Below are 14,772 nucleotides of genomic sequence, written 5' to 3'. Positions count from 1 at the left end.
TGAGCCCGTAGAGGACTTTCACCTCCTAGATCAACGCCATGCTCGGCGCACAATACAAAAACTCCGACTGATTCAGTCGGAGTTTTTTAACAATCAAACATTAAGGTGCGCGAATCATCTAGCTCATGAATCAAGCTTGAGGAACTTCCTTACCCTTGTTGAATCTGGGTTAGTGAAGAACTTCTCAGGGTTGGATTTCTCAATCAAGATGCCCTTCTCAAGGAATACCACCTGATCCGACACCTGACGCGCGAATTCCATCTCATGAGTCACCACCACCATGGTGTAACCCTCTTGCGATAGCTTCTTCATTACCAGTAACACCTCTTCGACCAATTCAGGGTCGAGCGCGGAGGTTGGCTCATCAAACAGCAATACATCCGGCTCCATCGCGAGAGCTCTGGCAATCGCGACACGTTGCTTTTGCCCACCCGATAACATGCTTGGGTAACTCTCTAGTTTGTGTGACATCCCAACCTTGTCGAGTTGCTTACGAGCCATCTCCTCGGCGTCTGATCTCGCTATCTTCTTAACATGAACCAGCGCTTCCATGACGTTTTGCAACACGGTGAGATGCGGCCATAAGTTGAAGCTTTGGAAAACCATTCCAAGACGCTCTCGAAGTTTCGCCAACTCTTTGTATTTGAGTGGCTTACCCGTTTCAGAGTTGATACCAATACGCTCATCACCCATAAAAATCGTGCCGCGCTCTGGCTGCTCTAACCAGTTCATGCAACGCAGTAGCGTCGATTTCCCCGAACCTGACGAGCCGAGAATACTCACCACATCGCCTTTGTTGATGTTGAGGTTGATGTCTCGCAGTACTTCGATGCCATCAAACTGTTTCGACAGGTTTTCAACCTTGATGATCGTCTCTCGTTCTTCCAATAGTGGCTCGCACTCAATCACTTCCAAATTCACGCCCAAAGAAGGGTTAATCGGTGCTTCCGTTTCAATAATCTCTGATTGTTTAAGCATGGCTAAGTCCTCTAAGTTCAACTTTGGTTTGGATTCGTTTGGTGATGCTTTCAAGTGCAATACTCACAACCCAGTAGAGCGCGATAGCAATGATGAACGCATTCAATGGGATGAAGTAGGTCGATTGAATGCTGTTGGCGGCCGCGGTAATTTCTGCGACGGTGATGATGCTAAGAAACGCAGTGTCTTTTAAGCAGATGATGAGTTGGTTAGTGATCAGAGGAACCGACTTACACAACACGTTGGGTGTGATGACTCGTGTGAAGGTTTTGAGTTTAGAAAAGCCATAAGCGTGCGCCGCTTCGATGTAACCAGGCTCTAACCCCTTACGAACACCTCGGAAAATCTCACAGAAATACGTACCGTGATAGAGGCTGAGTGCGATGATTCCCGCAGTCACTGCATCTAGTCGAATGCCAACCTGAGGCAAACCGTAATAGAGCAGATAGGCTAAAATCAGAAACGGTAAGGTGCGCATCATGCCTATCAAACTGTTGATGGTGTACTTAACACCGAGTCTCGAGTTTTCGAGACAGTACAACAAACCAATGCCTATGACGAAACTCAAGATTGAAGACGAAACAAAAAGATAAAACGTGGTCACAAAACCAGAAGCAAACAGCTCTTTTTGTTGCCAGATAATATTCCATTCTTCCATATTTACTCCTTAAATTTACCCACTCAATGACGCTTCACAAGCAGGTAAATGGTGTAGCTGACCAAGTAGTGATGACGGCCAAACTGTTGCTGCTACTGTAAACAGATGTATGCACTTATTGCTGCAGATAAGTAGCTCGGTTTTCAGCCACCGCTTGCAACTTCACCAACACGCCAATAATCAACATGTAAATGGCACCGGCACATAGAATCGGCCCAAGTGGTTCATAGGTAACCGCAGAGATTCGATTGGTGACACGAGTTAGGTCGACGATGCCGATCACCGCAATCGCTGGGCTGCCTTTGATTAAGAACGACATCTCATTGACTAGCGCTGGTAGGCTCATGATCACCATTTGCGGGAACATGATGCGGCGAAAATAAGTGATACGTCTCATACCAATGGCTTCTGCCGCTTCCATTTGTCCTTTTGAAAAGTTAAGAAAGGCATTGCGCCAAATCTCTGCATTGAATGCCGATGTATTGAGTGTGAGAGCTAAAATAGCAGAAACGTGTTTATCTAAATTGATGCCAAATGACGGAAAAGAAAGGAAAATAAACAGAGCCAGTGTCACCAAAGGCGTTGCTCGTGCCCAGCTGACATAGATACCCAGCATTTGATCCACAAACGGGATTTTCATCATTCGAATTAAAGCAATGACTAGCCCGATGACGACACCTAATACAATCGAGACTGCCGATATCCATGCCGTAGCCCACGCGCCCTGTAGCAACTGTTCCCAAGCGTAATAATCCATAAACGACCTCTTTGATAAGCGACTTCTTTCGATAGGTTTTGCGCAAATGACTCATGGGTTAAACCGCTTTGAACCCATTGGCATGGACACAAACAGCCGTTAACTGTTTGTGTCAGCGCATGCTTATCCATCTATTGGACTGCTGTTAGCTTGTGATACTGCTCAACGGAAGTGATGGCCTCTGAAGGCAGTTGGTCGAACGACTCACCGAACCACTTCTTCTGCAACTCCGCCATTTTTCCTGTTTGCTCTAGGTGCAGGAAAAATTCCGTTAAATAAGCCAAAAGCTCAGGGTTCTCTTTAGGAACAGGCCAGCTCACGAAACCTGGGCCAGACACCGCCTCGCCTTTTTTGAACACCTTCGCTTTGGATTTCACTACCTCGTTAACAGAAACCACACTGTTGATCACGTAGTCTATTCGGCCGATTGCCAAGTCGGAATACGCTTCTGGGTAGGATTGATACTGCACCACTTTACCCAAAGATTTGCCTTGTGCTTCGAGCATCACTTCGAGCTCTGGAAGCCTTTCTAGCAAAGCACTGCCCGCTTGTAAGCCCACTGTTTTTCCATCTAAATCGGCTACCGTATTAATATCTTCCGCGTCAGCTCTGGTTAAGAAGTAATGCTGCGCTGAAGCGATAGGTGGAGTGAAATCAAAGGCCTTCAAGCGAGCATCGGTAATGATCGCGCCAGTTAACGCCACATCATATTGACCCGCAGATACCGAAGCGAGTAGTCCTGTCCAAGGTAAGATCTCTTGTTCGATATCGAACTTCGAATATTCACGTAACTCATCAAGCAAATCTTTGTTAATCCCCGCAGGCTTACCGCGGTCGATATAGTTGAATGGAGAGTAGTTATCTTCTGTCGCCACTTTCATGAAGCCTTGCTTTTCGATGGCTGCAAGCTCCGATGCTTGTGCGACTCCAAAACAACCCAGTACAACTGTCGCTGCCGCTGTTGAAACCCATGCCTTCATCGTCATTCCCTGTTTCATACGCTTTCCTTATCGAGATTATTTGCCTGCCTTTACTTTATGAACGGAATGCATCGGAGACGTAGAGCCAATTTAATTTTCAGGTTGGGACAGAACGATTTTCTAGTTTGGGACAACGTAATTTTCGGGGTTGAGAGAGAGCAAAACACACTCTTAAAACATCAATATGAACTCTGGCGCATTTCTTGCTCTTTTATACAAATTGGACTGAGGTTCACTGAGAATAAGGACTGTATCTCATGGCAATAAATCACAATTGTTTCATCGAGTTTGATTCCAAAAGAAGCCTGCAAGAACAAGTACGTAGCTATTTGGTGACGGCGATATTGAATGGTATTTTTCCGGCTGAACAAGCGCTTCCGTCTTGTCGTAAGCTGTCTAGCCAATTGGGTGTTTCACGCAATACTGTCTCCTTGGTGTACGACAGTTTGCTCGACGATGGCTACCTCATCAGTAAGCCTCGCAGTGGTTATTACCTTTCAGAAAAGTATGAAAACCCGAGTGATACTATCGACGCGAGTTTGGATCATTTTGAATCAGCCGACAGCGACAATGCACCGGATTGGAGCAAACGCGTTAAGCTGCAATTGGGCCAATACCCACGCATCGTCAAACCCTCGCATTGGAGTTGTTACCAATACCCATTTATTTTTGGCCAACCCTCTATCAATGACTTCCCATTAGCTCAATGGCGAGAAGCGACAAGAAAGGTCACCTCAGACCCACATGATCACCGCTGGCTTTGCGACAAGGTCGATAAAGACGTCGACATGCTGGTCGAACAGATACGCACAAGGGTGCTCCCACAGCGCGGTATTCATGCCCAAAGTGATGAGATCCTCATAACCTTAGGTTCGCAGAATGCGCTGTATTTGATTTCGACTTTGCTCATGAACCATCAGAGTCGAGTCGGAGTCGAGAACCCCGGCTACAAAGAAGCGAATCACATCTTCAATCTCTCTGGCGCGCAGTTACACCCGCATCAAGTGGATGAACAAGGATTGAGATTCAATGAGCACTCTTCACTGTGTGATCACTTCTATGTCACGCCTAGCCATCAAGCTCCAACCGGCGTCACCATGAGTGATGAGCGTCGAACTCAGTTACTTGAAATGGCCAAAGCCAATGACGCGGTAATTATCGAAGATGACTATGACGCCGAGTGCAACGTGGAGTGGAATCCTAAACCCGCGCTAAAAGCCAATGACAAGGAAGGGAGAGTCATCTACGTCAGCAGCTTCTCTAAGCTACTGGCACCCGGCTTGAGGTTAGGCTACATCGTGGCACCTGAAGAGTTAATCTACGACCTTAGAATACTGCGTCGCTTGATGTACCGACATGCGCCAAGCCGTGTTCAGATGGAAGTAGCGCACTTTATTGAACAAGGCTACTACGACAGCTTTGTGAGGCGCTTTAGAGAAAACACTCGCCAGCGCTGGAAGCTGATCAACGATGCTGTCTTGAAGTACTTACCTGACTGCAAGCGACTGGCTCAAAGCGAGCAGGCCAACTCTCTGTGGCTACAAACGCCCAGCCACATCAATAGCCAGCGTTTAGCTTCACGAGCCGCCCAAAAGGGCATATTGATTGAGACAGGCTATTCACACTTTATGACGAATACCGAAACGGAATCGGGTTGTGAAGCATTGTCAGAATATGACCCCAATTCCTATTTTCGATTGGGCTTTCACGCCATCGACAAAGATCTGATCGCACCCGGTATCAAAGAGCTGTCTGAGGCGATGAAGATCTAGCATCACTTAAGAGCGGTTTGAGCAAAGTGATTTAGTGAATAAACGTAAAAAGAGCATCAATCGATGCTCTTTTGTCGTTTCTGAAGGTTAGGTTTGGCACGTTGAAAAGAACGGGGAATTCTTTGTCAAAGTGCCTTGGTTGCTGTGCTGGCTATCTTATTGAAGAATTAAGAAGCGAGTTCAAACAACACTTCATCAATGATCTTAACGCCTTTCTTTATCTCGCTTGGCTGAATAACCAAAGGTGGCGCAACGTGAATGCGGTTGTTCACAATGAAGGTCAACAGGCCTCGCTTGGTCAATTGTGCTTTCAATTGCCCCATTTTTTCATTGCTTAAAGGCGTCTTGCTTTCACGATCTTCCACCAGCTCTACAGCCCAGAACATCCCTTTGCCGCGCACATCACCAATCATAGGGTGCAACTCTTGAAGGCTCAGTAGAAGCGGCCCTAAAACGCTGTTACCGACGTTATCAGCGTGTGTGACAATGCCCTCTTGCTCCATCACATCGAGCGTTGCAACGATAGAAGCCATCGCCAAAGGGTGACCAGAGTACGTTAAGCCGCCCATAAAGAAGTTTGACTTAAAGTGCTCAACGATCGGTTCGCTGACCACCACGCCACCAGCCGGCACATAACCCGAGTTCACCCCTTTCGCGAAAGTAATCAGATCTGGCACGACATTAAAGTGCTCAAACGCAAACCACTTACCCGTGCGACCAAAGCCGACCATGACTTCATCGAATATCAACTGAATGCCATGTTTGGTTGCCAGCTCACGCACGCCGATAAGGTAATCTTTGGGCGGAATGAGAAAACCAGCCGTTCCCGGAATCGTCTCTAGGATAATCGCCGCAATCGCCGTTGGTCCTTCGCATTCAATCACTCGCTCTAAATGCTGCAGGGCACGCTCACTCTCTTCTGCCTCAGTCGCCGCGTTGAATTCGCTTCGATAGAGAAATGGATTGAAGAAGTGAACGTGCCCACGGCTATACTCGTTTGGAATTCGACGAAAATCCCCCGTCGCAGCAATAGCAGTACCTGTATTGCCATGGTAAGAACGGTAAGCAGATAGCACCTTGTCGCGCCCTGTGAATTGTCGCGCCATGCGAATCGCATTTTCGTTGGCATCTGCCCCTGCATTGGTAAAGAACACCTTCTTAAACGAGCTTGGCGCTTTCGACAAGATACGCTTAGCCGCCAAACCACGAGTGAGGTTGGCGGTCGCAGGGGCAACGGTCACTAATGAATCAGCCTGATCTTTAATCGCTTTGATCACTTGTGGATGCTGATGACCAATGTTGGTGTTAACCAGTTGGCTACTAAAATCAAGGTATTCTTTACCTTCGTAGTCCCACATTTTGCATCCTTGCCCACCCGCAATGGCGATAGGCTCCGCTGCTTCTTGAATCGACCAAGAATGAAATACGCTCTTGTCGAGGTCGATAATATCTTGGTTCACAAGCTGTTCTGTTGATACTTCCATTTCATCGTCTCCATTAACAACACTAGATTCACAGCCGCTCGTGCTTGGCTCGTCTTCGAGAATGAAAGACACAAAACACGACATTGAAAAGGCTGCGCTATCGGATGGAATAATCTTCATCCCAAACAGGGCGGAGGTCATAGTGTCAGTTTCAACAAAACATTGGGCCAGTACATCAGCCCAAGTCTCATCCCCGATCCAACAAACTGCCTGACCCAATCCAATCGTCGATCTGGCTCTATTCAAAACTCTTAGGTGTGAATAGATTGAAAGGCAGACGAGACAGGTCTCATCGAACGCTAATTAACGCAGCAGCAATATCAAAAGCAAAGAGGTGAGCAAGAGTGGAATTAGGATTAGCGATGACATTGATTCTGTTTGCAGGAGTAGTTCGAGGCTATTCAGGATTTGGGTTTGCGATTATCGTAGCGCTTTCCCTCAGCTTTATTGTTCCACCATTGCAAGCGGTAACCATCGCTATCTTGTTGGACTTTTTAAGTGCCTTTCCTCTGCTCAAGCGAAGTAAAACCACCATCAATATCCGGCTTATTGCGCCGCTGTGTATTGGCATGTTGGTTGCGGTGCCTTTCTCGCTGTATTTCATTAGCACGATATCGGAATCAGGCTTGAAGGCCTTTATCGCGATGATGTCTTTGGTCGCTGGCACGCTGATTATTTTGGACTTACGCCTCACTTGGTTGCACCAACGACACGCGTTTTGGGCGGGAGCCATTTCGGGGTTTAGCATGACCACCGCTTCTTCAGGAGGTCCGCCATTAGTGACGTATTTGATGAACCTGACCATTAAAACCAGTGAACAGAGAGCCACCGCGATTGTGTTTTTTCTGCTGAGTTCAGCGATTTCACTGATCGGCTTCATATGGATTGGCGCATTTAACCAAGAATCGTTCATCACAGGTTTATGGCTATTACCGGCAGCTTTGATTGGCAATGTACTGGGGCAAAAACTGTATCTATCAGTACCGAACTTGTCTGCAAAAACAACGACCGCGCCGATTTTGATCGGCATGGCACTACTTATGTTAATTTCAAATTAGAAGGATGTATTTATGGATAAGATAGCGTTCATTACAGGGGCAACCTCTGGTTTCGGCAAAGCGGCAGCAAAACGTTTCGCAGAAGATAACTGGTCGTTAGTGCTGTCTGGTCGTCGAATCGAAAGGCTACTCGACCTAAAGGAAGAATTAACGGTGCCTGTGCATGTAATTCAACTCGACGTTCGAGACGCAGACGCCGTAAAACAAGCCATTGATTCATTACCCGCTGAATTTTCATCGATTACCGCATTGGTCAATAATGCTGGGTTAGCTTTGGCACCAGAAGGCGCGCCTGATGTGGACTTGAAAGACTGGCACACTATGATCGATACCAATGTCACAGGCTTGGTTAATGTTACTCATGCGCTGTTGCCTACGTTAATTAAAAAAGGCGCAGGAAGCTCAATCATCAATGTTGGGTCAATCGCCGGACAGTGGCCTTACCCAGGAAGCCATGTGTATGGTGCCAGCAAAGCGTTCGTAAAGCAGTTCAGTTACAACCTACGTTGTGACTTACAAGGCACAGGGGTACGAGTGACTGACCTCTCCCCTGGTATTGCAGAAACGGAATTTACTCTTGTAAGAACTAAAGGTAACCAGACGGCTTCAGACAACCTTTACCAAGGCACTACACCGTTGTCAGCAGAGGATATTGCCGAGCAGATGTTTTATATCGCAACCTTGCCAGATCACATCAACATTAACCGAGTCGAAGTGATGCCGACACGTCAAGCATGGTCTGCGTTCGCAATCGATAGAGATTAAGTTCAAACCGACACATACAAAAAAGGTGGTCTTTCAGGCCACCTTTATCATTTCTTTCACACGATACTTCAAATATAACCAACGGCATAAAAGACTATGTCTAATTCGCCTCATTACTCTTTTAATGAAAGTAAGATTAGAGATACTCAACTAAACAATTTGCTGCTCATGTTCTTTGTTTGATTCCGTCTCTTTCGACAAGAAACTCGCTACGATCTCTCTCAGTTTGCCTTGGTTAACCGGTTTAGGTAAAAACTCATCCATGCCTACATCGAAGCACAAATGCTTGTCTCGCTGCACGACGTTGGCCGTCAGCGCAATGATTGGAATATGCTTTGCAGCCCCTTCTTCGAGCGCTCGGATCTGCTTGGTCGCTTCGAAGCCATCAAGAACCGGCATCTGACAATCCATAAAAATCATCTCGTATTCGTTGGCTTTGAATTTCTCGACACCAATTTCACCGTTGTCGGCAATATCAACCTCAAAGCCAAGCTTCTTGAGCATCATCTTGGCGACTTGTTGGTTTACTCGCGAGTCTTCAACAACTAAAACCGTACCACTAAATTCTCCGGCAACTGCGACAGGTTTTGACTCTGCTTGAATTGGATCTTGTTTATCGGCTGGTGTGGCGTTTACAGAGACAATGGGAGCATCTTTAACAACCGCTGCAGGTTTACTTAACGGCACAGGTTCATTGTCTTTAAACGCAACCTCTCCTCTGTTCGGATAGGTAAAGACTGAAGTATCAGCCGCTCTCGCGAGTACCTCACTGATGGTCCATTTAAGCTGATTATCTTGGTAAGGACGCGCAATGTAGGCAACAAAACCGACTTGTTTAGCACGAGCTTCATCTTGCTTTCTAGGGTCAGCAGAGATCATCACTAACTTGGGACACTCGCTACCAAAGCGTTCAACTAAGCTTCTCGCCAGTTGAAAGCCATCAACGGACGGCATTACTTTGTCTATCAGAACGAGATCATAAGGTGATGACTTAGCCACAGACTCTGAAACCAACTCTAACGCTTGGTTTGCCGTTTCACAGCACTCAGACTTAACGCCAAAGGATTGAAGCTGTGTAGACGTTATACACATGTTCAGCTGGCTATCATCCACAAGCAGAACCGAAACCTTATTGAAATCGATATTGCTTTCATCGGCTTCTAAACACGGGTCAAAGTCAGCCGTAAAATAGAAGGTACTGCCTTTACCTTCAACACTGGTGAGTTCAAGCTTGCTGCCCATCAATGTCACTATCTTCTCGCATATTGTTAGACCAAGCCCTGTGCCTCCATAAATACGTGTGGTACTGCCGTCGGCTTGTTGAAACTTATCGAACACCGATTTCTGTTTGTCTTCTGCAATACCGATACCGCTGTCGACAACCTCGAACCTCACTCTGAGTTTTTGCTCAGGCTCAACCACCTCTTCCAAACGAAGCGAGAGCGTGACGTGGCCATGCTCGGTAAATTTAATCGCGTTGCCTACTAAGTTATTTAGGACTTGTCTTAGTTGAGTACCGTCGCCAATCACCATGGTTGGGATCTTAGGGTCGATCGCTAATTGGAATCGAAGCCCTTTCTGTTCGGCTTTCACTCGAAAGGTTGATTCAACGTCGGCCGCAATGCCCATCATTTTCATCGGCTCTTGCTGAAGCTCTAGTCGCCCCGCTTCGATCTTCGAGTAATCGAGAATGTCGTTGATTAAGTCGAGCAACGTAAGCGAAGAGGTGTTGAGCATGTTGATGTACTCTTTTTGCTCTTTCGGCATATCCATTTCAGAGAGCAAAGACGACAACCCGATAATCCCATTCATTGGTGTACGGATTTCGTGACTCATATTGGCAAGAAATTCACTTTTATTGCGGTTGGCCACCTCAGCAACGTCTTTGGCTTTTTCCAGCTCTTGATATTGTTGACGAATACGTTCTACCGATCGGTTATAGCTACTCTCTAGAGTCGATATCTCATCTTTGTAAGTAGAGTGAGTTGGCGTTATAAAGCGCGGTTTGTTGTCTTCGACCTGTTGTTGGTTGATTTGGGAAGACATAGTCATCAAACGTTTTACGACAAGACGATAGACGATGGTTAAACATACGAGAGACAACAAGAAGATTTTAACGGCTTCGAAGGCGAGCAACAATAACACTCGTTCTTCAAAGTCATCTAGGATCATGCTCAAGTCTGATTGCACCGTGAGCGTCGCCAACGGGAAGTCTGTGCCGCCCATCTGGTGCACCATTTCCCAAGACTGAGAATAAGATTGGCCTTCGGTCTTTTGACCTAACTCTAGAATTTTTTCATCGGGACTTTCGATAAGAAGGTAACTGACCGAAGGGAGGCGAGAGATGCCTTCGGCTTGCACAAACAATTGCTCTCGATCTTCAACCCACAAACTTGCCGTTAAACCAGAAAGGTAGCCAGCCTTGACCTGCTCGATCTGAGAGCTGATAAAAGAAACTCGACTTTGGTACTCTACATACAACCCGAGACCTGTCACTATAACTGTGAATAAGGTACTGATCGCTATTATCATCCCGATCAACTGTCGGGAGAGTCCAACGTAGCGTTTTCCTTTTGTCACCATACACAAATTACCATTATTGTTATCCTAGCAAACTACAATTACTCAACTAGTATAATAGTAGTCATTCATCAAATAACTAGGGAAGGTTATGAAAAAACATCTTATCGTTGCATCCATAGTCAGTTTGTTTTCAAGCAGTTATGCTTCTGCAAGCGAACCTCTTCACTACTACATTATTGCGAGCCAAGCGCAACCTTTTCAAATCGAAACTGACGGGTCATCTCACAGAGGAATTGTTTCAGATATTGTGGAAGCCGTGTTTGATGACAGCCAATATGAGATCAACTACCACACCTACCCTTTTAATCGAATGATCGACAAGCTCGATGCGAGAGAGAATCCAAACTGGGTTACCTATGGCAGCCCTAGTTGGGGGAATATTCAATCTGCGAACCTATCTGAAGACCCGATTTACAATGTAAAACACGTATTACTCAGCAGCGGTAAAAAGCCATTTGAGTTCAATACAATCGATGATCTCGATGGGAAAGCCGTGGTATTGCTGAAAGGATTTGAGTATCCGAACTTGGAACCTTATATCCAACAGGGCAAGCTCAACGAGATTCGAGTAAAAGATTACACTGCTGCGTTTCGTGTCCTGAACCGAGCACCTGGCGACACCGTGTTTGTGGAAATGGAATCACGAATCAAATACAACCTAAACGAGCAAAAACTGAGTATTGATGATTACCAGATGCATGAGTTTGGTTCTGTCATCAATAACTACCCTATCCATTTGGCGTTTGACCCTGAGATGGATCCTAAGCTGCAAAGCTTCATCAACCAACGCCTAGACCAAATGAAAGACGATGGACAGCTTGACGACATCGTACAGAGTTACTTATAGCACCAGCGTAACTTAGAACTTAGCAACGGATAGCTTAGTCACGTACGTTAACTCTCGTTGATGCCTGACTCTCTAAAACCGAAAAGGCCGCCCTGCTTCATACTAGATAGCAGGGCGGCCTTTTAAATGCGTCTAAGGAGTAATGATAAGCATGCCGCTATCTGAATCGACGAATCAGTGCGAAGCAATTAAATGCAGTTGCTGAGTGCGAAGCTGGTGACGCACTGCCATCAGAATCTTACCCAAATGGTTCTCGCCGGTTCCATCGCCGCCATCGCCCCAGAAGTGGTCTTTGTGCGAATGTTCTTTGATCACCGAATCTCCGGTATTGGTAAGAAACAGCGCAAACTGTGGATTCTGTCTGAACTTCTCCGTCACAATAAACTGCATCACTTCAACACGAATGTCATACCAATCTTCGCGAACTTGGTCTTCGTAGTCACGACTTAAAGAGAACGCTTCAGCAGGTGTACTGGCTTCCAAAATGGTATTACGTAGCGCTTCGGAGGCAAACTTCATCGCTTGATAATAATGTTCGCTGGTTGCCCAAACTTGATCACCTACCTTGATAGGACAAGCGGCAAAATTTGACAGGTATCCGTTCGGATCTTCGGGTTCGTAAAACAGCACTTCTTTAGCTTGAGCCACAGAATTAGACATAGCCTTCTCCTTACCAACGACATCGCATATTTTTGCTTTAACTTTAAAATTAGTGGCGTTGAATATGACTGTCAAACAACTTAGCTCAAGAGTATGCCATGTGCGTGTTTTTCATCTGAAAAGCGTAATATCAAAAGGGTTAGGCTAAACAGAACAGTGAGCCAAAGAATCAAGGAGTTGATTAAATCTGGATAGGAAACATGAAAAAAACACTTATAAATCAAAGGGTGGCGTTGTGCCACCCTTCTAAATGCAATGGGGATTATTAGTGAATAAGACCTAGCTCCCTCGCTTCTTCCAGACTCAAACCGCTTTCTCTAATTTCTCTTAGAGTCTCGATACGACGACGAGCTTCAGCAGACTTCATTTTCTTTTCTGGTTTGAAAGATACTTCTTCTTCTTCAGCATCCCACTTGTTTGCAATATTTGTCATTTCATCATGGTTGATAGAATTAATGGACATGTTTTCCTCCGAAAAGCACCATGTAATGGACAGGTAATCTGTAGCAAATGCTTTTTCGCTTGTTAAGAAATTCTGTACTGAAGTGTGATGATTCCGACGCTTCACAAAGCTAATTAATAAATGCCTCATTTAAACTTTGCCAAAGCCATTTTCTGCAATTATATTTAAAAGATTCCCCATAAGAAATGTGGTTTGATCCAACTCTCATTTTCCCCTCTTTCAATGCAATCAAATCCGTTAGCTTTCACATAGGCTAAGGCGAGATTTTCGGCTTAGCCGGAGAATCAGGCTGCGGGAAAAGCACCTGCGCACGATTGATGACCAAGGTTTACCCTGCGACAGAGGGAGAGATACTGTTCAAAGGCAGAGACATCTCTACGCTGAAAAGCCGTAAAGATATCTTGGATTATCGCAGCCGTGTGCAAATGGTGTTTCAAGACCCCTTTGGTTCACTTAATCCCACTCACACCATTGAGCACCATTTAACGCGCCCACTTAAGATCCATAAACAGGTAGCCACTAAACAGGCTCTCACAGAACGCCTCAAAGAGTTATTAACGCTGGTGGAGTTACCCATCGAAACGCTCGCCAAATACCCGCACGAGCTCAGTGGAGGCCAAAGACAGAGGGTTAACCTAGCGAGAGCACTGGCCGTTGGCGCTGAGGTTATTCTTGCTGACGAACCCACCTCGATGTTGGACGTTTCGATTCGACTTGGCGTGTTGAACCTGATTCAAAAAATGAAGCAAGAGTTGGGGATTGGCTTTTTGTACATAACCCACGATCTTGCCACAGCACATTACATCGCAGAAGAGACAGCGGTTATGTACAAAGGACAGATCGTCGAATGGGGATCAACCCAGTCGATCTTAACCAATCCACGACACCCGTACACTAAGTTGTTGATCTCTGCCGTACCAGATCCCGATCTGCCATTTGGCGAACTCGTCAAAAATGAGCCAAACTATTCAATAGACGCTGATCGTATTCGAGAGCAGAGCAGTGAAATACAGCATGAAATCAAACAAGTTTCTGATAATCACTTTGTAAAACAGTGGGATAACGTTGCATGAATGAACTAGACACTTGGTTAGAGCGGATCGGAGATTGGTACAAAGACCGAAAGCATGATCAAGTGGACCGGTTAGAACCTTTGATCTTAACGCCTCCAGATGCGCTCTGGGGGCCATTGATCACAGATGAGCAGAGCAAAGGTATCGCATGTTGGCTAGACGGATGCCTGAGAATCTTTACTTTCTATCGCCACCTCGCGGATTCATCGAATCCGGAGTTGGCTTCGCAGGAGGCCAGCAGCTCAAGCCATCAAGATAAAGCCTACCAATACCTAATGTTTGCCTACAGTAAGCTGCAAGCGGTGTCATGTGACCCAAAATCAGAAGCAGGATTGCAAGAGTGGTGTACACAGCGGCTACAACACTTGTGTGTATTGGCTTTGGAGTTTACGAACCAACAGCAAGAACCACGTTGGAAAGCAGAGTCTGAAAAATTGATCGAGTTGCATGTACGCTTTATGGCAACCCATCCCCGAAACGATGATCAAGGCATTATTCAACGCCATCTCCACTGATCAAGCCCTTCTCGATCAAGCATCAAATCAGAATCTCACCAGAGCTAGATCCGTAGAAAGCATGATCGAGCCTTGATCATGCTTCGGCGTTTAACTCTGTAAGCTATTGAATTTTAATGATTGACTGAATTTTAGGCAAAAAAAAGCGAGTCCCTTGGGAACTCGCAAAAATCTATTCA

Annotated in this window: 13 protein-coding genes and 1 pseudogene; 6 read left to right on the top strand and 8 right to left on the bottom strand. The window is 45.9% G+C overall.

The genetic code is table 11. The annotated features are described in order from the left end of the window. Positions 1-123: 123 nt before the first annotated feature. From AB6D58_RS17450 to AB6D58_RS17435, 4 genes are all read right to left on the bottom strand, one after another. Positions 124-978, bottom strand: coding sequence for an amino acid ABC transporter ATP-binding protein (locus AB6D58_RS17450; RefSeq protein ID WP_372157890.1), 855 nt, complete (start codon positions 976-978; stop codon positions 124-126). Further along, positions 971-1,636 (bottom strand): amino acid ABC transporter permease, encoded by a 666-nt coding sequence (locus tag AB6D58_RS17445; protein ID WP_017071256.1) that lies wholly within the window; start codon positions 1,634-1,636, stop codon positions 971-973. The genes AB6D58_RS17450 and AB6D58_RS17445 overlap by 8 nt, the downstream gene beginning before the upstream one ends. A 115-nt stretch (positions 1,637-1,751) precedes the next feature. Beyond that, a complete protein-coding gene (locus tag AB6D58_RS17440; RefSeq protein ID WP_372157887.1) occupies positions 1,752-2,393 on the bottom strand; it encodes an amino acid ABC transporter permease in 642 nt (213 codons plus the stop codon). A 131-nt stretch (positions 2,394-2,524) separates the two neighbouring features. Then, complete coding sequence (locus tag AB6D58_RS17435) at positions 2,525-3,391, bottom strand: transporter substrate-binding domain-containing protein (protein WP_102332332.1); 867 nt, start codon at positions 3,389-3,391, stop codon at positions 2,525-2,527. Positions 3,392-3,630: 239 nt separating this feature from the next. Here AB6D58_RS17435 and AB6D58_RS17430 point away from each other — a divergent pair, with 239 nt between their 5' ends. Continuing rightward, positions 3,631-5,145 carry a PLP-dependent aminotransferase family protein gene (locus AB6D58_RS17430; RefSeq protein WP_372083241.1) on the top strand — a complete coding sequence of 505 codons (1,515 nt, stop codon included), beginning with the start codon at positions 3,631-3,633 and terminating at the stop codon, positions 5,143-5,145. A gap of 167 nt (positions 5,146-5,312) precedes the next feature. Here the strand turns inward: AB6D58_RS17430 and AB6D58_RS17425 are convergent, their stop codons facing one another. After that, on the bottom strand, positions 5,313-6,629 hold the full coding sequence (locus AB6D58_RS17425) for an aspartate aminotransferase family protein (protein ID WP_069595314.1): 1,317 nt from the start codon (positions 6,627-6,629) through the stop codon (positions 5,313-5,315). A 362-nt stretch (positions 6,630-6,991) separates the two neighbouring features. Between AB6D58_RS17425 and AB6D58_RS17420 the strand changes: the two genes are divergently transcribed. Both AB6D58_RS17420 and AB6D58_RS17415 read left to right on the top strand, forming a co-directional pair. Then, positions 6,992-7,687, top strand: a complete 696-nt coding sequence (locus AB6D58_RS17420) for a sulfite exporter TauE/SafE family protein (RefSeq protein ID WP_017061223.1) — start codon at positions 6,992-6,994, stop codon at positions 7,685-7,687. A 12-nt stretch (positions 7,688-7,699) separates the two neighbouring features. Then, positions 7,700-8,452, top strand: coding sequence for an SDR family NAD(P)-dependent oxidoreductase (locus AB6D58_RS17415; RefSeq protein WP_017061222.1), 753 nt, complete (start codon positions 7,700-7,702; stop codon positions 8,450-8,452). 150 nt (positions 8,453-8,602) lie between these two features. On the opposite strand, the gene AB6D58_RS17410 is transcribed toward AB6D58_RS17415, so the two are convergent. After that, on the bottom strand, positions 8,603-11,035 hold the full coding sequence (locus AB6D58_RS17410; RefSeq protein ID WP_372157884.1) for a response regulator: 2,433 nt from the start codon (positions 11,033-11,035) through the stop codon (positions 8,603-8,605). Positions 11,036-11,123: 88 nt separating this feature from the next. On the opposite strand from AB6D58_RS17410, the gene AB6D58_RS17405 reads away from it, so the two are divergent. Beyond that, positions 11,124-11,882 carry an ABC transporter substrate-binding protein gene (locus tag AB6D58_RS17405; RefSeq protein WP_136974558.1) on the top strand — a complete coding sequence of 253 codons (759 nt, stop codon included), beginning with the start codon at positions 11,124-11,126 and terminating at the stop codon, positions 11,880-11,882. 174 nt (positions 11,883-12,056) lie between these two features. Here AB6D58_RS17405 and AB6D58_RS17400 read toward each other — a convergent pair whose 3' ends face one another. Next, entirely contained in the window at positions 12,057-12,617 is a 561-nt protein-coding gene (locus AB6D58_RS17400; protein WP_050643559.1) for an NADAR family protein, read from the bottom strand. Positions 12,618-12,807: 190 nt separating this feature from the next. Continuing rightward, positions 12,808-13,005, bottom strand: a complete 198-nt coding sequence (locus AB6D58_RS17395; RefSeq protein WP_017070170.1) for a hypothetical protein — start codon at positions 13,003-13,005, stop codon at positions 12,808-12,810. 185 nt (positions 13,006-13,190) lie between these two features. On the opposite strand from AB6D58_RS17395, the pseudogene AB6D58_RS17390 reads away from it, so the two are divergent. Beyond that, positions 13,191-14,078 (top strand): annotated as a pseudogene (locus AB6D58_RS17390) (ABC transporter ATP-binding protein). Continuing rightward, positions 14,075-14,593, top strand: a complete 519-nt coding sequence (locus AB6D58_RS17385) for a transcriptional regulator (RefSeq protein WP_372157881.1) — start codon at positions 14,075-14,077, stop codon at positions 14,591-14,593. Before AB6D58_RS17390 ends, AB6D58_RS17385 begins: the two are co-directional and overlap by 4 nt. The last annotated feature ends 179 nt before the right edge of the window (positions 14,594-14,772 follow it).

Origin of the sequence: Vibrio sp. 10N.239.312.D08 (assembly GCF_041466145.1) — a bacterium.
Taxonomy (GTDB): Bacteria; Pseudomonadota; Gammaproteobacteria; order Enterobacterales; family Vibrionaceae; genus Vibrio; species Vibrio crassostreae_C.
This window is presented reverse-complemented; position numbering and strand designations above follow the sequence as displayed.